Below are 18,652 nucleotides of genomic sequence, written 5' to 3' on the forward strand. Positions count from 1 at the left end.
ACCAGCATGGTTCATAAAGTGATATTCGATACAGACCCAGGCGTTGATGACGCAATGGCTTTGTATTTTGCCTTGGCTCATCCCGAGATTGAAGTGATCGGCATTACCACGACATTTGGTAACGTGACAGTGCAACAAGCGACTGCCAATGGTTTGTACTTGAGCCGTATTTGCGGACGTGAGATTCCCGTTGCTGGTGGCGGTGCGGTACCTTTGATGAAGGCACCTGGTACTCCTCCCGGTTTTATTCACGGTGACGATGGTTTAGGAAATTTGCCATCGCGCGTCGCGGTTCAGGGGCAAGCCGAGAGTCAATCTGCGGCAGAGTTTATCGTTGCTATGGCGCGTGCTTATCCCGGTGAAATTAGTTTGGTGGCAGTGGGCCCGTTTGTGAATTTGGGCTTGGCGCTGAAGTTAGAACCTGAGCTGCCGAAGTTGATCAAACAAGTGATCATGATGGCTGGCACCGTGATAGAACCTGGCAATGTCTCCCCAGTTGCCGAGGCGAACGTCTGGAACGATCCGCACGCGGCGGATTTGGTATTTACGGCAGGTTGGAATTTGGTGATGGTTGGCCTCGATGTGACGCATCGTGTGGTGATGCCAGCGACCTATTTCACCCAATTGGCAGAGCATCACCAGCACCATCTTGCGATGGACACGCTCAACCACGCCGCACAGTTCTATTGCGATTTTTATTTGCGTGAACGCCCCGACTTGGGACACGCTTGTTTCGGTCACGACATCCTAACCTTTGTGTATTTGGTCGCACCGCAATTATTTCAAACCCAAGATGGCCGTGTTCGCGTGCAGTTAGAAGGTTTGGGTAATGGACAAACGATGATGGACCGTCACGGTGGTTTGCAGTACGCCCAAGCAGGATGGGAAAAGCATCGTCCGCAAACGACAGTGTGCATGAAAGTCGATGCGGAGCAATGTCTGAGCTTGATCAAACAAACGTTAGAAAGCGATTGGTTACAAGCACCGCTCGTGCTGTAATCGTCGTCTTGCCATTTTGAACCTGAGGTTTCTATGTTAATTACACCAGTTGATTTCACCAGCCCAACGGCGGCGAAAGATTTCGCTGAAAGCTTGCACAATACGGGCTTTGGCGTGTTGACCAATCATCCTTTGTCTTCCGAGATGTTGAACGCTATTTATGCGGAATGGTATGGCTTCTTCCAAAGCGATGCGAAGAAGAATTATGCTTATGATCCCCAAAAATATGATGGCTATTTTTCTCCCACGGTCTCGGAAACCGCAAAAGGTTTTACGAAGCGTGATTTGAAAGAGTTCTACCACATTTACCCATGGGGTCGTTATCCGGCCGAGGTGTCAGACACCGCGAGTCAGTATTACAAGCTAGCCTCGGATTTGGCGGCAACCTTGTTAAGCTGGGTAGAGCAATATTCCCCAGACGATGTACGCGCTAAATACTCGATGCCTTTGCCAAAAATGATCGAAGGCAGCGAACAAACTTTGTTGCGCGTCCTGCACTATCCGCCATTGCGTGGTGATGAAGAGCCTGGTGCAGTTCGCGCTGCAGCGCATGGCGACATCAACTTGTTGACGATCTTGCCGGCCGCGACGGCGGCGGGTTTGCAGGTCATTGGTAAAGATGGTGAATGGCATGATGTACCCTGTGACTTCGGTATGTTGATTGTGAATATCGGCGACATGCTGCAAGAAGCTTCCGCTGGCTATTATCCTTCGACCGTGCACCGTGTCTTGAATCCGACGGGCGAAGAGGCCAAGAAGTCACGTGTATCATTGCCACTCTTCTTGCACCCACGTCCAGACGTGGTGCTGTCGGAACGTCATACGGCCGGTTCTTATTTGACTGAGCGCTTGAACGAACTGCACTCTAAGAATCCATAAGGTCAATTGAGCTAGCACTGAGCTAACACTGAGCTATCGTCAAGTTAGCAAAAATCGAGAGAGAAGATCATGAAAAAAATAAGCTTCGTTTCATCCCCCTTATTCTCATTCACTCTGATCTCTCTCTCGGCCTCATTGTCGGCTGCAAGTTTCGCGGCCCCGATGATGTCGGTTGAACTCATGTCGAGTTCCGCAACCGCAGGTAACTTTAGTAGCTCCAGTAGCTCAAACAGCGTCAGCATTTCAGCTGCACAAGCCAAAAAAAATCTACAAGCCACACGCGCTTACTATCAGTCCCTGATTGCGCCTCATTCGAAACGCGGTGCGGAATTAACCATGTTGATGACGATGTTACCGAAAGGTGGTGATATCCATCATCATTACACGGGCGCTCTTTACGCAGAAGTGTATTTGGATTGGGTTACGACGCAGGGCTATTGCGTCTATCGCGAGAATAATGCAGCGGCGAAGCAAGAAAAATTCAGAATCGAAGTGAAAGCGATCAATGATCCTGAGCTTGCCAAAAATTGTTGGAAGCCAGAGACGATTCGCAAAGATAATTTGTTTTATCGCGAATTGTTAATGACGTGGTCCGATCTCGATTTCGATACGCACACACATCAGCAACTGCCACCGGATCAACAGTTTTTCAACACCTTCGGGTATTTCGGTGCGGTCTCCAAGTTCAACACCAATGCTGGTCTGCGTAGTCTCAAAGAGCGTGCACAAGCCGAAAATCAGCAATATCTTGAGACCATGCTGAAGAGCGCGCCGATCACTGAAAACGCAGAGCTCTCGGCACGCCTTGATGCCATTACCGCAAAAAATAGTCTAGCGACACCATCGGCGAAAGCGCTTGATGTCAGCGAGTTGCACGCTATTTTCGCAGCGTATTCTAGCTTCCTCGCGAAAGATAAAGCAGCACAAGACGCGATCGCTGCCTATGTCGAGGAAGTCAATCAAGACACCAAGGATATCGATAGCGCCGATTTTGATTTGCGCGTGCAAACCTATGTCTCGCGTAACTCCACACCCGGCAAAACCTTTGCAGGTCTGTATGCGGCCTTCGCTGCCAGCGAGCGCAATCCAAAAATCGTCGGCATCAATATCGTCGGCCCTGAACACGGTTTGATTGCATTGCGTGACTATCAATTGCATATGCACATGTTCGGCTACCTGAAAACGATCTTCCCTAAAGCGCGTTTGGCAATGCATGCGGGAGAATTGAATTTAGGTTTGGTTGCGCCAGAATATCTGCAATCACATATTCGTGACGCGCTGGAAATTGCTGGCGCTGAACGCATCGGCCACGGCGTTGATATCGCCTACGAAAAAGACGCAGTGCAATTACTCGCGGCACTCAAACAACGCAAAACGGCGATAGAGATCAATCTCACCAGTAACTCCTTCATCTTGGGTGTGAAGGAAGCGAATCATCCCGTAACTTTGTATCTACGTCATGGCATCCCGGTGGTGATCAGCAGCGACGATATGGGCGTCTCGCGCAATAACTTGAGCAACGAATACATTTTGTTTGCTTCACGTTACCAGCCCAATTACGACCAACTCAAAAGCATCGTCTACAACAGCATCCGCTACTCTTTCTTGTCCGATGCCGACAAACAAAAGCACCTGCGTTTGCTTGATCAAAAATTCTTGCAGTTTGAAGCGAAAGTGGCAGGGTTGCCGCACTAATTTTTGCGATTAAAGCGGTAACACGAGTCGTACAGAGCCTGTTGAATTTTGGGTTTGCTATATTTTAAGGCCATCATTTTGATGTGACTGTGTAGTTTTCTTTTATCGATGTAGGGTAGTCAATCCAGCTCGGGTGGAATCTTTCGCGATGGCTCACTAACTCGTTACGGTATTGCTGTAACGATCTACAAAGTTGTTCAAAGATGAGGTGAAATCACTTGATGAGTTTGAGAGAGACCAGTGTCAATTTTGTGCCGAAGGTCAGTTCGAATCGCGGAAGTGCCAGAGAATTCATCGTCGCGTTTTTGTTCCTCGCTTGTGCATTGATTGTGCCTTGTACATGTTTCGCCTCCATAGTGAGCCAAAAAGAGAGCCAGAAGTCTTTGGAGAATCGTACGAGCCAAAACGAAACCAAAAGCCAAAGCCAGGGCACTGCACCAAGAGATTTTTCCCCACCATATCCTTTCACTACCCAAGAGTTTCTCGTAAATCTGGGAAAAGCCTTGGCAGCCAAAGATGGTGTTGTACGAAAGGAAGTCGTAACGAAGGCTTTCCAAATTGAGGTCCCTGACAAGCCCCGCGATGAAGATCAAGTTGGATACACCGATAAGCTAATTTTTCTTGTACTGCCTGGTCGGGATTGGTTTTTGGGCATGAAGCTTCATGAAAGCACGGAGCAAGTCATTTTCCAGATATGGTTTGACCCCTATTTCTGCATCGGCATTTCACAATTTCGTCAGTTCGCAGAAGCTACAGGTTGGGAGATGGTCATCGCTGCCACGTTGTCGGGCCATATGGCGTCGCCTCGAGAGTACTACAAGAAGCGTGGGAGTCAGGCAGAGCTCTTTTTTGATATGTCTCGACCTTATCTTCAGTGTATTGGATCTATTTATGTCAGCACGCCGAAATAACCAACCTATGATCAAAAAAGCAGTGCTGTTTTAGATCACAATTAACTTTACTCGTTGTTGTGAAAAAATTCTCTGCCTCACTTCAAGGCGAGGTGAAATGTCAAAGGAGGCTGATGCGTCGAGTCTTGTTCGAGACAAGGGATTGATATCTTTCGTTTGTGAATTCGCCTTTCATGTCTGAATAGCGATTATTTCACCACCCGCAAAGTCATCTGATATTCCGTCACGATATTGTTGCGGGTTTCGGCCATTTCGAGAAATTCGGCTTGACTGAGACGTCCACTTTCAAGTGCAGCTAAGTATTTGGGCTCTGGCACAATCTTGGTGTCGACCAGTTTGAAATTTACCTTCCAGTATTTCGCAAGGGCCGTATTCGAGGCGCCTTCACGTTCCCATAGCTCGCAGTTTTCCATGTCCAATAATCCTAATAGGCTGGGAGTAATAATGCGTACGTGAGTAGGATCGTTAATGAAATTATCGCTTCTTGGATGCGGCACATAAATCTTAATCACGGCATCATGGCAGCACACGCGATACAGCTCTTGGATGATGCCTTGAAACACGTCAACCGAAGCACCAAGATGTTCGAGTACGTGGCTCAATAAAACTTCAGACACGGAGTTATCCGCAAATGGCCAGGGAAGAACTTCCAAGTCCACAACCACGTCTGGTGCGCAGGCGTCAAATTTATCGACATTGACGAAACCTGGCAGTTTGTTGAAGCCGCAACCCAAGTTGAGTTTGATGGTTGTGGCCGAGTTTGATGGCGTATCGGATTTTGATTTGAACAGCGAGAACATGAGAAAAGCTTTCGTGTAGTAATGAAGATCAGGATCAATACTTTGATTGTTCGTTAGTTTTGGCAGAAGAGCAAGTGCTATGAGAATCTGAACAATTTCTTCGAAACTAAGTGGGGATGAAAGCTCATGTTTATAAACGCGCAATTGAAGTTTGAGCTGAGAAGTAAAGTAACAAGAAGATCAAAGGTCAAGCGATGCAAAATCCCCACACTTAAAAAAAAGTGAAAATGGGGCTTGCTAAAACCACTGATTTTTTATACAGTGTCGTTCATACAGTGTTTTGCGCAAAAAAAGCTGTATAAAAGCTGTATAAGAAGCACTAGAAAAGGCATAACTTGTCTCTTAACTAGTGTCAGCGCAAAGCCTAATGAATATTTTGATCATTGTGGTTGACTGCAGGCAGTCAACTTGTTGCCAACGTAAATTGAAGAGAGTTGAGAGAGAACATGGACGATAGAAAATCAGATAACGCAGATAAATCAAAAGCACTTGCGGCTGCATTAGCGCAAATCGAGAAGCAGTTTGGTAAAGGCTCCGTCATGCGTATGGCTGATGGTACCGCTGCGGAAGAAGTTCAAGTTGTCTCAACTGGTTCTTTGGGCTTGGATATCGCACTCGGCGTCGGTGGTTTGCCACGTGGCCGTATCGTTGAAATCTACGGGCCAGAATCTTCAGGTAAAACGACACTGACTTTGCAAGCGATTGCTGAGATGCAAAAGTTGGGCGGTACTTGCGCATTTATCGATGCGGAACACGCTTTGGACGTGGGCTATGCGCAGAAGTTGGGCGTTAATTTGAGTGATCTGCTGATTTCGCAACCAGACACTGGCGAACAGGCTTTGGAAATTACCGATGCCTTGGTACGTTCCGGCGGCGTTGATTTGGTGGTGATTGACTCGGTTGCTGCCTTGACACCAAAAGCAGAGATCGAAGGCGATATGGGCGACTCTTTGCCAGGCTTGCAAGCACGTTTGATGTCGCAAGCTTTGCGTAAATTGACAGGCAGTATCAATCGCACCAATACTTTGGTGATCTTCATTAACCAAATTCGTATGAAGATCGGTGTCATGTTCGGTAGTCCAGAAACGACCACAGGTGGTAATGCCTTGAAGTTCTACGCTTCTGTACGTTTGGATATTCGCCGTACTGGTTCGATCAAATCTGGTGATGAAGTGATCGGTAATGAAACCAAGGTCAAAGTCGTTAAGAACAAAGTGGCGCCACCGTTTAAGGAAGCCCATTTCGATATTTTGTACGGTGCAGGTACATCGCGCGAAGGTGAGATTTTGGATCTCGGCGCTGATTGCAAGATCGTTGAGAAGTCTGGCTCATGGTATAGCTATAACGGCGAAAAGATTGGTCAAGGTAAAGACAATGCTCGTAACTTCTTGATCGAGCATCCAGAATTAGCGTTCGAAATTGAGAATAAAGTTCGTGAGCAATTGGGTGTGCCGCTCTTGCCATCATTTGCTGACGAATAATTCGTTCCGCTGTAAAAGTTCACGTTAGTCTTAAGTCGATCTTCCTTGCCATGGAGGATCGACTTTTTTTGTTTTCGATTTGTTTTCGATTTGTTTTTGAAGCGGTGCGCTGAGGATAACTAAGTCACGATGTAGCCTTGTTGAACTTGTCGACCAATTGAGCACTTCTGGAATTACAAAGTGATGTTCAAGAAACCACCTTTGAGTTTAAAAGGCCGAGCCTTACGTTATTTATCGATGCGGGAACATAGTCGCGTCGAGTTGGCCCGTAAACTAACGCCGTATGTGCAAGAGGGTGATGATTTGGAGGAAGTGCTTAATTTCCTTGAGCGCGCAAAGTATCTGTCGAATCAACGATTTTCTGAGTCACTCGCGAACCGCCGACAAAGCCGATTTGGCAATCAGCGCATCATGGCGGAATTACATGCCCATGATTTGAGCACAGACGACATAGCCGAAGTAAAAGAAAGGCTACAAGAGACTGAAATTGAGCGTGCGACCGAAGTCTTGCATAAGAAATTCCCGACCGCACCGCAAGATCATGAAGCGAAGGCTAAACAAATGAAGTTTCTGATGCAGCGCGGTTTTTCTAGTCGCGCCGTACAGCAGGCGATGCGGGCCGAGCGCGATGTGGATTTTAGTGATGAGTAATTTTGTTGGGAGTTAGTAGCGCGTACGCCTGAAAATGTTTCACTTGGTGGTCTGAAATTCAAAAGCGCGCGACCACAAAATGTGCAAATTTTCTGAGGTCCGCGCCCCTCTGTAATTACTCAAAACTCCCAACTACTTCGCCAGTACAAGCCGGCAGCCGAAAACAGGCCCAGCGGTGTAACCCTGTTCTGGTTGGAAGCGCACTCGGACCGATGTTTTTCCATTCGTCACAGATTCTGGGATCACGTAGGTTTGTTCAATGAATTGTCCGGGAAACTCTCCTTTGAGTTCGACGTATTGAATCTCAGTTTGGTCGATCAGGATGCGGAAGCGTCGTCTACGTTCTTCGCCCCAATACGCGGCGATCAGATGAAGTTGTCCAGGTTTGACCTTTATCGTGAATTCAAAGAATCCACCGGTTCGTGCATCGCGCCCGTTGCGTCCTCGATAGGACACTGGATAAGAAATATCTGCAGTCAATTGATGATCGCGCTCGGCCTGCATTTCACCCAAATGCATGATGTCAACTGAGCGTGCAATTAAGTCCTGTTTCTCTTTTTGTTCGCGCGCATATTCTTGTTCGGCGACCTTCCATTGCGCGTTGCTAAAGCGTGGGAAATAGACTGCCGCACGTCTTTCATGCATTTGGAAAAAGGGTAGAAATTGTTGGTCTTTCGGACGAACGATACCGATGGATTGATAACGTAAAGTCCGTCCTTTGAGACGTATGAATTTCCCGAGCAGCGAATCACCCACTAAAGCTGGAGCCGGTGCAGTATAGGCTTTGTCCGCTGGGCCGAGGTCGGCAGCCATGACAGTTGGTCCACGCAAGAGAGCGACTGGACTATCGCTAGCTTGCGCTGGTCGGCCAGCGGCGTTTTCAAAACGTAGTTGCATGGGCAAATGCAGACGAATCGTGTCGCCGACTTGCCATCGGCGTTCTATACGGCAGTAGCCATCGCTATCTCTGTGCGAATATTTTTTTGTTGCTGCATTCGACCGCTTTGATGTTTGCGCTGCGTGATTGTGTTGAGTGGCGTGAACTTCTGCACTAAAACCATTCGCCCAAGTTGGGATACGTAAGGCGAGGGTCAGCTTTGCGTTCGAATCTTTCGTAGACTGAACTTGCGCCTGGAGATGAGTTTCCGCGTGGGATGGAGTTTGATTTTGCCTTTTGTTTTGCCTATCGATTTGGGTGATTCGTAGAGTGACGAATTCATCGTAGGGATAAGCACCGGTCATTTCTAGCTGCAGTCCTTGCGCTTGCCAGTCAAGACGCGAGGGGATGTACAAATTGACGAACAAGGTCGCCTCGCGTGACCAATAAATACTATCACCATGTTTGGCGTGGCTCTCTAGACCCGAAAGTACGCAGCACCAAAAACTATCGTCTTCGGTCGAAAATTCGCGCGGCATACCGGACATCAGTGGCGTCATGTAGGTGAACATGCCGGTCTTCGGATTTTGATGCGCCAAGATATGATTGAGGTGAGCACGTTCGTAGAACTCAAAATATTGGCTGTGCGGCGCCCAGCTAAATAAGTGCCGCGTCAGTTTGAGCATGTTATAAGTGCCGCACGCTTCACAAGTCTGTTCGGAGATATGTTGGGCTTGACTATCGGCGGCATCAAAATATTCTCGATCGCCATGGCCGCCAATCACATAACTATGATGCTCGGTCACGCTGTGCCAAAACTGCGTGCTCGCTTTGCGGTAGTGTGATTTGCCGGTGATCTCGGCAAGTCGTGCCAAGCCAATTAGCTTGGGAATTTGGGTGTTGGCATGCAAGGTGGCGAGCTCGTCTTTGCCTTCAGCGAGCGGATCGAGTACCTTGTGATGGTAAATTCTTTCGGCGAGCGCCAACCATCTGCGGTCACCAGTGCGGACAAATAATTCAGCGAAGCTTTCGTTGATGCCGCCGTGTTCGCAGTTAAGCACGAGTTGCAATTGTTGCTCATCCAGTGCTGCGAACACTTTGGCGACATAGTTCGCCAAGCCGAGCCCAAGTTGTAAGGCTTTTTGATTCTTGCAATAGCGCTGTGCGTCGAGCAAACCCGCAAACACTTTATGCCAGTTGTAGAGCGGCACCCAGCAACCGTTGAGATCAAATCCCGCAGACCGAATATCGCCTGCCATAATCTCTGCAAAAATTTCCTTACCATCGACTATGTCGCCGTTAGCACGTTTGCGCATGAAGCCACCAAGGTAGCCATCTCCATGGGCGTTTTGAACACGTTCCAACTCATCGATGATGTAATCGACACGAGCTAACATGCTTGTTTCACCGGTCTGTGCATACATTAAAGAAAGTGCGCTAAGGTAGTGTCCCAAGGCTTCGCCCGCGATGGTGTCGGCTTCCCATCCTCCATAGGCTTTCGCTTTGGTTGGGAGGCCGGCAAAGCGATGATAATTGTGGAGCATGCGATCGGCATCAAGCCGAAGCAGGTAGGCGAGATTGGCTTTGAGGGCATCCATATAAATGGACGGAAGCAAGCGCACCTGTTCCAATGGAATTGGGCGGGCAACTTGTAGCTCACTCGCGACATCAACGCCTGTCCCTTTTATGAGCACATCGGTTTGTGCAGCGGCGCTGAAGCTGAATAACGGAGACCCCAAGACAGACGCCCCTGCACTTGCTTTGAGTAGATGGCGCCGACGCCAGTTGTGTTTTGTTGTATCCGTCATGGGTGATCCAAAAGTATGTGTTCTTTTGAGCGATGGCAGATGAAAGTATCGCCACCAGCGACAAAATGCGCAGAATATTTAAATATATCTAGAATATAATTAGCTGCTTCGAATATAGTTGAATTAAACACGAGCAGCAATGTCTAAGCGTAGACCTGTGGTTTTTGCTGGCTTTAACGGCGTTTGAGCGAAGGCCGAATCTGGATTGCCAACATTTGATTACTACAATCGAACCAGAAGATTCGATTGCCACGATGTTGTGAAAAACATTTCGATAACGAATAACACCCGAGACGGGTTCAAGCGAGGAGAACATATGAGACAGAACATGCGCACGCGGCCCATCGTGACGGCATTCGCGACCATCGGATTTGCAGTGAGCCTGAGCTTGAGCATCAGCGCCATGGCAAACACGGCGATGGCGGCAGAAACCGCGAGCTCGCCGGATAACAAAGCAAAGTCTGCTTCAGCCTCTAAAGTACAAGTTCAGGCTCAGGTACAAGCACAAGCAAAGAATAAAGCGACACGTGATTTTGAGGCGATCTACACCAAAGAATGGGAGTGGCGCCAACATCAAATGGCAGACGATGAAGACAGTCCTCAAGACAAGCTCCTGCCGAAGTTGCCGGTCGTGCGAAAAGCCATGCAAGACAAGCGGGAGGCGGTTTGGCGCAAAGTCCTGAGTGATTTGGATGGCGTCAAAGTCGCCGATTTGTCAGAGGAAGATAAAGTTAATTTCGCGGTGTATCGTAATCAGATTGAGTCATTGTATCTAGGCCAAAAATTCAAACTGTACGAGCGCCCCTTCAATGGTGATACATCGTTTTGGGGCAATCTGGCTGATGCCGCGCGGCGCGATTTGCGCAGCGAAAAAGACTATGAAAACTATCTCGGTCAGATCGCTGATATCCCACGCTATTTTGGCGAGCATATCGACAATATGCGGGCTGGTTTGAAACGAAACTTCTCTATGCCTAAGATCAGTTTGACCGGACGCGATGCATCAGTCGTTTCAGTGTTGGATGCAAAGACCGTGGAAGATAATGTGTACTTCACCCCGTTGAAGAAAATGCCGTCGTCCATTTCGGCTGAAAAACAAGCAGCCTTGAAGCAAGAAGCCAAGAAGATCATTGAACAAAAGGTTTTGCCTTCGTACGCAAATCTTTTGAAATTCCTGCGTGAAGAATATTTCCCTCATGCGCAAAGCTCAACAGCTGCATATGATTTGCCCGATGGCCGCGCTTTTTATCAATCACAAATTAAGATTTACACGACCTTGGATTTAACACCCGAGGAGATTCACCAAATCGGCCTCGATGAAGTGGCGAGTATTCGTCGCGAGATGCATGAGGTGATGGCTGAGCTAAAGTTCCAAGGCGGCTTACCCGAATTCCTCAAATACTTGCGGACTTCACCTGAGTTCTATGCCAAGACACCCCAAGATTTATTGAATCGCGCGGCGTGGATTTCCAAAATGTTTGATGCGAAAGCCAGCAAATATTTTGGGCTCTTGCCGCGCCAACGTTTTGCCATCATTCCGGTGCCCGATGATATCGCGCCGTTTTACACCAGTGGCCGTGGTGGTCCTGGCGTGTATTTGGTGAATACTTATGATTTGCCTTCGCGCGCTTTGTATTCTTTGCCTGCCTTGACCCTGCATGAGTCTGCACCGGGTCATGCGATGCAAATGTCGTTGGCGAATGAGAATAAGAACTTGCCCGTGTTCCGCCAAAATTCTTATATCTCGGCTTACGGTGAAGGCTGGGCCTTGTATGCAGAACGACTTGGTGTCGAGATGGGCATGTACACCACGCCTTACGAGCGCTTCGGCATGTTGAGTTACCAAATGTGGCGTGCTTGCCGCCTCGTGGTTGACACCGGTATTCATGCGAAACGTTGGAGCCGTGAACAAGCGCAGCAATACTTCCTCGATAACACCGCCTTGTCGGCACATGAAATCGAAACGGAAGTCGATCGTTATATCACTTGGCCGGGGCAGGCGGATTCGTACTATTTAGGTTCGATGGCGATTTGGAAAAACCGTAAGCGTGCGGAAGCTGCTTTGGGAAGTGCCTTTGATCTGCGTGCTTTTCACGATGCGATCTTGGCCTTAGGCTCGGTACCCTTGTCGGTGTTGGACGCGCGCATTGATCAATTTATCGCTGACGGCAAAGCGAAAAGCGCGAACAAAGAAAAACCGAGTAAATAGTTTGTGTCAACGATTGAGCGTGTTAGTGAAGGCGACCGCAGTTGTTTCGGCGATCAGTCGAATATCGTTTGATTGATAATTAACTGTGGTCGAACTTACATTTTTGTAGGAATTCTGATAATGAAGTTGCGGCTTTCGTCCCATTTAACGGTGATTAAATGCCCATAATTTGCGCTGAAACAGGGCTTGCAAATGGAATTGGAGGGGTAGCTGTGCTAAAATCCGAAGGTTTTTTGCAACGCCGCAGGAGCGGCTGTTATCGTAGAAGCTGCGATAACGCACGCAATTGTGGCTTTTTATTCTGAAATGGCCGCCTCGGGCATGATGCCACTATCAACATTCTTCGCTGAATTGACCGGTTCTCGCCGGTACTCAAGCGCTCAACACCCTCAGCGTGTTTGGCGGGCGGAGTTTGCTTGCGCACATCTTGATAGTCCACTTCTTGTAAGTGCAAATTCTCGCGCTTTTCTCGTTCGTTTTTTTGAACTTCAGTTATTTACACCCTTGTCAAAACTTTCCCGCACCATGCTCGCATCGTTTGCGCGCCGGTTGTCCTTGGGGATGGCGACAACAGGGTCTGTTTTACATTAAATTGAATTCGAAGTGATTGAACGATGGGCGCATCGTAGTACCGATTTGATTTGTTTTACTTTTTAACTAATACCTCAGTGTCTGAAGGGAAGTCGTATGAAAATCCATGAGTATCAGGGTAAAGAAATCCTCCGCAAATTTGGAGTGACCGTACCACGCGGTATCCCATGTTTATCGGTTGATGAAGCAGTCAAAGCTGCTGAAACATTGGGCGGTCCAGTATGGGTCGTTAAAGCACAAATTCACGCTGGTGGCCGTGGTAAAGGTGGTGGCGTGAAAGTCGCTAAAACCATGGAACAAGTACGCGAATACGCAGACGCCATCTTGGGCATGCAGTTGGTGACTCACCAAACTGGCCCAGAAGGTCAAAAAGTACGTCGCTTGTTGATCGAAGAAGGCGCGGACATCAAGAAAGAACTGTACGTGAGTATGGTGACTGACCGTATCAGTCAACGTGTAGTATTGATGGCATCCTCCGAAGGCGGTATGGACATCGAAGAAGTCGCTGAAAAACACCCAGAATTGATTCACTCTATCGCGATCGATCCAACTGCTGGTTTGCAAGACGCTGAAGCTGACGACATCGCTCGTAAGATTGGTGTGCCAGATGCATCCGTTGCTGATGCACGCGCGCAATTGCAAGGTTTGTACAAAGCCTTCATGGAAACAGACGCATCCTTGGCTGAAATCAATCCTTTGATTTTGACAGGCTCAGGCAAAGTGATTGCGCTCGACGCGAAATTCAACTTCGACGCGAACTCTTTGTTCCGTCAACCAGAAATCGTTGCTTACCGCGATTTGGACGAAGAAGATCCAGCGGAAATCGAAGCATCGAAATTCGACTTGGCTTACATCTCCCTCGACGGCAACATCGGTTGCTTGGTCAATGGTGCAGGTTTGGCGATGGCGACCATGGACACGATTAAATTGTTCGGCGGTGAGCCAGCGAACTTCCTCGACGTAGGTGGTGGCGCAACTGCAGAAAAAGTAACAGAAGCCTTCAAGATCATGTTGAAAAACCCAGGCTTGAAAGCGATCTTGGTCAACATCTTCGGCGGCATTATGCGTTGCGACGTGATTGCTGAAGGCGTGATCACGGCGTCAAAAGCAGTGTCATTACAAGTGCCATTGGTAGTACGTATGAAAGGTACTAACGAAGATATCGGTAAGAAAATGTTGGCTGACTCTGGTTTGCCTATCATCTCCGCTGACACGATGGAAGAAGCAGCGCAAAAAGTTGTTGCAGCTGCTGCCAACGCTTAATTATCGCAAGGAATCACTATGTCTATCCTGATTAATAAAGACACTAAAGTCATTACACAAGGTATCACTGGTAAAACAGGCCAGTTCCATACACGTATGTGCCGCGATTACGCGAACGGCAAAAACTGCTTCGTTGCGGGCGTGAATCCTAAGAAAGCTGGCGAAGATTTCGAAGGCATTCCAATTTACGCGAATGTCTCTGAAGCGAAAGCTGCGACAGGCGCAACAGTTTCCGTCATCTACGTTCCACCAGCAGGCGCAGCCGCTGCGATCTGGGAAGCCGTTGAAGCGGAACTCGATTTGGCGATCTGTATCACTGAAGGTATTCCAGTTCGCGACATGATGATGTTGAAAGACCGCATGGCTAAAGCGGGCAGCAAAACAAAATTGCTCGGCCCTAACTGCCCAGGTTTGATCACACCAGACGAAATCAAGATCGGCATTATGCCAGGTCACATTCACCGTAAAGGTCGTATCGGCGTGGTTTCCCGCTCTGGTACATTGACATACGAAGCGGTTGGCCAGTTGACAGCACTCGGCTTGGGTCAATCTTCTGCGGTTGGTATCGGTGGTGATCCAATCAACGGCTTGAAACACATCGACGTCATGAAGATGTTCAACGATGATCCAGATACAGACGCTGTGATCATGATCGGTGAAATCGGTGGTCCAGATGAAGCGAATGCTTCTTACTGGGTACGCGACAACATGAAGAAACCAGTGGTAGGTTTCATCGCTGGTGTGACAGCTCCTCCAGGCAAACGTATGGGCCACGCAGGTGCTTTGATTTCTGGTGGTGCTGATACTGCGCAAGCAAAATTGGACATCATGGAAGAATGCGGTATCAAAGCAACCAAGAACCCATCTGAAATGGCGCGCTTGTTGAAAGCGATGCTGTAATTCTCAGTTGCGGTTTTGATTTTGGTTTTAAGTTAAACTTGAACCAAGAATGAGGGGAGCATTGCTCCCCTTTTTTGTTTGAGCGTCTGCGCCTTCTTCTTGATCGAGAAGGGATGCGTTTGGAGTCGTATTATGGAATTCTTGACGGACATTAGTTGGGTCAGCATTGGTCAAATTATCTTGATCGATATCCTGCTGGGTGGAGATAACGCGATTGTGATCGCCATGGCCTGCCGTCAGTTGCCTCCGGAATTGCGTCGTAAGGGTTTGATCTGGGGAACCGTTGGGGCGATCGCTGCGCGCATTATTTTGTTGGCAGTCGCGAGCCTTGTTTTGCATTGGACATGGGTCAAAATTTTGGGCGGAGCTTTGTTGTATTGGATCGCTTTCAAAATGTTGATCGAAGACGACGACAGTCAAGATATCACTGCACATGATAAGTTAATGCATGCGATTCGCACCATCATGATCGCTGACATTGTGATGAGCCTCGATAATGTGTTGGCGGTGGCGAGTGCGGCTCATGTTAGTGGTGCTAGTAATCCATTATTTGTCATGATTGTTGGGGTTATGGTCAGCATTCCATTTATCCTATTTGGAAGTAGTGTTTTCTTGCGTCTCTTGGACCGCTTTCCCGTCATTTTATTGTTTGGGGCAGGCATGCTGGCCTATATCGCAGTGGGCATGGCATTGAGCGCATCTAGTATGGTTGCAATGATGCAACACGAATTTTTGCACTTGCAGATCATAATACCGGTGATTAATGTTAAGCTCAGTGTTGCGGGATTACTCGGTGCACTCAGCTTGATCGTTGTGAATGCGATGTGGAATCATCTGCAAGCACGCAAGCGTTCCAGCTAAACGTTTATCAAATCAAGTTTTGATCAATGCCATCTCAAACCAAATTCGATTTTGCTAGTCATACAGATAAAGGGCTCGTACGCAGTCACAATGAAGACGCGATTGCCATTTGTCCGAATGAAGGTTTGCTGATATTGGCTGATGGAATGGGTGGCTACAATGCGGGCGAAGTGGCTAGCCAAATGAGTGTTGAAATTGTGGCTCAGCGGATCAAAGAGCTGCGTAGCTCGACCTGGTTTCCCAATATGCCTTGGCAAAGTTCCGCGCCGACTCGGTGGATTAAAGATGCGGTGACGGAAGCGAACACTAAGGTGATCGACCAAGCCAATCAGAACCCTGAGAACTTTGGCATGGGTACCACAATCGTCGTGGCCCTCTGTTACCTCGATCGATTGGTCATCGGGCATGTAGGCGATTCACGCGCTTATCGTTTTCGTGGTGGTGCGCTTGAATTGATTACTCATGATCACTCCGTCTTGCAATCTCAAATCGATGCAGGCCTGATTTCTCCGAGCGAGGCACAATTTTCTCCGATCAAGAATCTGATCACGCGAGCAGTTGGTTCTAGCGATGAAATCGATGTCGAGGTGCATGAACATGATATGCAGCCAGACGATCTATATATGCTGTGCTCAGATGGGCTGACCGACATGTTAGATCATGCGCAGATTCAATTGATTCTGCGTGAACTCGCGAATGATCTCGATACCTGTTGTAAGACCTTGGTGTACTTAGCGAATCGGCAGGGTGGTTTGGATAATATTTCTGTTGTGCTATTTCGTGTGAAAGAATTGCATGAAAGACGCTTTATGGAGTATATTTTTGCTAGTTAATAAACATAATTCGAATAAGTAGTTCTGGTTCATTGGTGAATTTTCTATGACGAAACTAGTCGTAAATTTTAATGGTCAAGTCCAGCGTGAAGTGCGGATTGATAAGGCACGCCTACACATTGGTCGTCGTCCTAGCAACGATATTGTGCTCGATCATCTCGCGGTGAGCGGTCGCCATGCCGCGATTGATACCACCAGCGAAGGCTCATTTATTTTAGATCTCGGAAGTACTAACGGTACTTCGGTCAACGGCCAACCTATCAAGAAACACTTGCTGCAAGATGGCGATATTATTGAGTTGGGTAAGTATCGTTTGCAATTCAAGTTGGAAGTCGATAATTACGTGCCAAGCCAAGATGATTTATCCAAAGTTGGCAAGATCAAGGTTCTCACCGGTAGCAACGCAGGGAAAGAAATGACCTTGAGCAAGCCAACCGTGACACTCGGTAGCCCTGGAATCTTGGTCGTATCGATCAAACGTGACGAAAATAATCGTTTCTTTTTGAATTTCGTGGAAGGGAAAGCTTTCCCGAAAGTGAATAGTGAATCCCTCGATGCTCGACCACGTTTATTGCAAAGTGGTGACGTCATCGATTTATCTGGTACAAAAATGGAATTCGTTTTGGCTGCCAACTAAATACGCTGAATTAGCTTGCAGTAAAAGAGCAAGCGACAATAAAAAAAGGTCTCCGAGGAGACCTTTTTTTATTGGGGGAATGTATCTAATGTTCAGGCGTTTATTTGCAGCTGGCTGGACGATACTGTGCTGCGATAGTGCCGGAGCAAGTCCAATTCAAAACATCGCCAGTAACGCTTGGTGTCAATGTGATTGTACTGCCGTTAATCTTAGTCTCACCGGTTGCGGTCGCCGTTAGTACTGTTCCGCTCCAGCCTACGCTGCTTACATATTTAGTAGATTGTGTCGCTAAAGCGATTTGTGCAGTTGTCGGTAGCGTACCTTTTACTACAAAGTGTTCGACCACCGAATCTTTTCCAGCACTTGCAGCCAACATGACTTCGGTTACTTTGGCGCGCACTGTGTAGTCTTTGTAGGCTGGCAATGCGACTGCCGCCAAGATCCCGATGATCGCAACAACAATCATCAACTCAATTAAAGTAAAACCCTTTTGAAAGTTTCTTGTTGTGATATGCATTGTTTAACCCTATCCTTCTTTAAAAAATAAATAAATATCTTATTATTATTCTGTGTTTCAGCCGAAAAAAAAGGTCCCTTACGAGACCTTTTCTCTCGTTAAACTGTAAATTACTTGCAGCTTGCTGGACGATACTGAGCAGCGATCGTGCCAGAGCAAACCCAATTCAACACGTCGCCGCTAGCGGATGGTGTCAAAGTGATTGTGCTACCGTTGATCTTTGTTTCGCCAGTTGCAGTTGCTGTCAGAACTGTACCACTCCAGCCAACAGAGGAAACGTATTGTGATGCTTGTGTGCCGAGGTTGAGTTCAGCTGTTGTTGGCAATGTGCCTTTGTAGTTGTAGTGCTCTGCAACTGCATCTTTACCAGCAGATGCTGCCAATACAACTTCAGTAACTTTCGCACGAACTGTGTAGTCTTTGTATGCTGGCAAAGCAACTGCAGCCAAAATACCGATAATCGCCACAACGATCATCAATTCGATCAAAGTAAAACCTTGTTGAACTTTTTTAGATACATTTTTCATATGAAACTCCAATTATTTAAGTTAAGAGTGGGAACCCCACTCTCTCTTTAGCAGATGTCGTGCCAGGTTTCGTTTTGGAAGGGGGAATTAAAGTTTTGAAAAATCTTTCGACTATTTTTTTTGGTGTTTCATAGGTCAAAACGTAGATTCAGAGACTTTGATATAGCTGAAAGTTTTAGAATTCCCAAAAATGATGATTTTGTGCCGCTTGAG

The 18,652-nt window shown here is 47.6% G+C and carries 16 protein-coding genes; 12 read left to right on the top strand and 4 right to left on the bottom strand.

Annotation, left to right across the window (positions count from 1 at the left end):
• The first annotated feature begins 6 nt into the window (after positions 1-6).
• The 4 genes from RF679_RS04980 to RF679_RS04995 all read left to right on the top strand — a co-directional run bounded on the left by RF679_RS04980 (position 7) and on the right by RF679_RS04995 (position 4,484).
• Positions 7-999, top strand: a complete 993-nt coding sequence (locus RF679_RS04980) for a nucleoside hydrolase (RefSeq protein ID WP_309483113.1) — start codon at positions 7-9, stop codon at positions 997-999.
• Between the two features lie 33 nt (positions 1,000-1,032).
• The gene (locus RF679_RS04985) at positions 1,033-1,878 is read left to right on the top strand and encodes an isopenicillin N synthase family dioxygenase (protein ID WP_309483114.1); all 846 of its coding nucleotides are present in this window, start codon (positions 1,033-1,035) and stop codon (positions 1,876-1,878) included.
• Positions 1,879-1,947: 69 nt separating this feature from the next.
• Entirely contained in the window at positions 1,948-3,573 is a 1,626-nt protein-coding gene (locus RF679_RS04990) for an adenosine deaminase family protein (RefSeq protein WP_309483115.1), read from the top strand.
• A 221-nt stretch (positions 3,574-3,794) separates the two neighbouring features.
• Positions 3,795-4,484 (top strand): hypothetical protein, encoded by a 690-nt coding sequence (locus tag RF679_RS04995; protein ID WP_309483116.1) that lies wholly within the window; start codon positions 3,795-3,797, stop codon positions 4,482-4,484.
• A 188-nt stretch (positions 4,485-4,672) separates the two neighbouring features.
• Here the strand turns inward: RF679_RS04995 and RF679_RS05000 are convergent, their stop codons facing one another.
• Positions 4,673-5,284: a class I SAM-dependent methyltransferase gene (locus tag RF679_RS05000; protein ID WP_309483117.1), complete on the bottom strand. Its 612-nt coding sequence runs from the start codon at positions 5,282-5,284 to the stop codon at positions 4,673-4,675.
• A gap of 446 nt (positions 5,285-5,730) precedes the next feature.
• Here RF679_RS05000 and recA point away from each other — a divergent pair, with 446 nt between their 5' ends.
• Entirely contained in the window at positions 5,731-6,765 is a 1,035-nt protein-coding gene (gene recA / locus RF679_RS05005) for a recombinase RecA (protein WP_309483118.1), read from the top strand.
• Positions 6,766-6,948: 183 nt separating this feature from the next.
• Positions 6,949-7,416: a recombination regulator RecX gene (gene recX, locus RF679_RS05010; RefSeq protein WP_309483119.1), complete on the top strand. Its 468-nt coding sequence runs from the start codon at positions 6,949-6,951 to the stop codon at positions 7,414-7,416.
• A 132-nt stretch (positions 7,417-7,548) separates the two neighbouring features.
• Here the strand turns inward: recX and RF679_RS05015 are convergent, their stop codons facing one another.
• Positions 7,549-10,101: a glycoside hydrolase family 127 protein gene (locus RF679_RS05015; protein ID WP_309483120.1), complete on the bottom strand. Its 2,553-nt coding sequence runs from the start codon at positions 10,099-10,101 to the stop codon at positions 7,549-7,551.
• Positions 10,102-10,417: 316 nt separating this feature from the next.
• Between RF679_RS05015 and RF679_RS05020 the strand changes: the two genes are divergently transcribed.
• The 6 genes from RF679_RS05020 (at position 10,418) to RF679_RS05045 (ending at position 17,395) form a co-directional block, all read left to right on the top strand.
• Positions 10,418-12,310 carry a DUF885 domain-containing protein gene (locus RF679_RS05020; protein WP_309483121.1) on the top strand — a complete coding sequence of 631 codons (1,893 nt, stop codon included), beginning with the start codon at positions 10,418-10,420 and terminating at the stop codon, positions 12,308-12,310.
• 687 nt (positions 12,311-12,997) lie between these two features.
• On the top strand, positions 12,998-14,164 hold the full coding sequence (gene sucC, locus RF679_RS05025) for an ADP-forming succinate--CoA ligase subunit beta (protein WP_373921738.1): 1,167 nt from the start codon (positions 12,998-13,000) through the stop codon (positions 14,162-14,164).
• An 18-nt stretch (positions 14,165-14,182) separates the two neighbouring features.
• Positions 14,183-15,064 (top strand): succinate--CoA ligase subunit alpha, encoded by an 882-nt coding sequence (gene sucD, locus RF679_RS05030; protein WP_212683648.1) that lies wholly within the window; start codon positions 14,183-14,185, stop codon positions 15,062-15,064.
• A gap of 132 nt (positions 15,065-15,196) precedes the next feature.
• Entirely contained in the window at positions 15,197-15,925 is a 729-nt protein-coding gene (locus RF679_RS05035) for a TerC family protein (protein WP_309483122.1), read from the top strand.
• A gap of 26 nt (positions 15,926-15,951) precedes the next feature.
• The gene (locus RF679_RS05040) at positions 15,952-16,758 is read left to right on the top strand and encodes a Stp1/IreP family PP2C-type Ser/Thr phosphatase (protein WP_309483123.1); all 807 of its coding nucleotides are present in this window, start codon (positions 15,952-15,954) and stop codon (positions 16,756-16,758) included.
• Positions 16,759-16,804: 46 nt separating this feature from the next.
• Positions 16,805-17,395 carry an FHA domain-containing protein gene (locus RF679_RS05045; protein ID WP_309483124.1) on the top strand — a complete coding sequence of 197 codons (591 nt, stop codon included), beginning with the start codon at positions 16,805-16,807 and terminating at the stop codon, positions 17,393-17,395.
• Between the two features lie 100 nt (positions 17,396-17,495).
• Here RF679_RS05045 and RF679_RS05050 read toward each other — a convergent pair whose 3' ends face one another.
• Both RF679_RS05050 and RF679_RS05055 read right to left on the bottom strand, forming a co-directional pair.
• Entirely contained in the window at positions 17,496-17,912 is a 417-nt protein-coding gene (locus RF679_RS05050) for a pilin (protein WP_309483125.1), read from the bottom strand.
• 110 nt (positions 17,913-18,022) lie between these two features.
• The gene (locus RF679_RS05055; protein WP_309483126.1) at positions 18,023-18,439 is read right to left on the bottom strand and encodes a pilin; all 417 of its coding nucleotides are present in this window, start codon (positions 18,437-18,439) and stop codon (positions 18,023-18,025) included.
• Between the last annotated feature and the right edge of the window lie 213 nt (positions 18,440-18,652).

It is taken from the genome of Undibacterium cyanobacteriorum, from assembly GCF_031326225.1.
In the GTDB taxonomy this organism is placed as follows: domain Bacteria; phylum Pseudomonadota; class Gammaproteobacteria; order Burkholderiales; family Burkholderiaceae_D; genus Undibacterium; species Undibacterium cyanobacteriorum.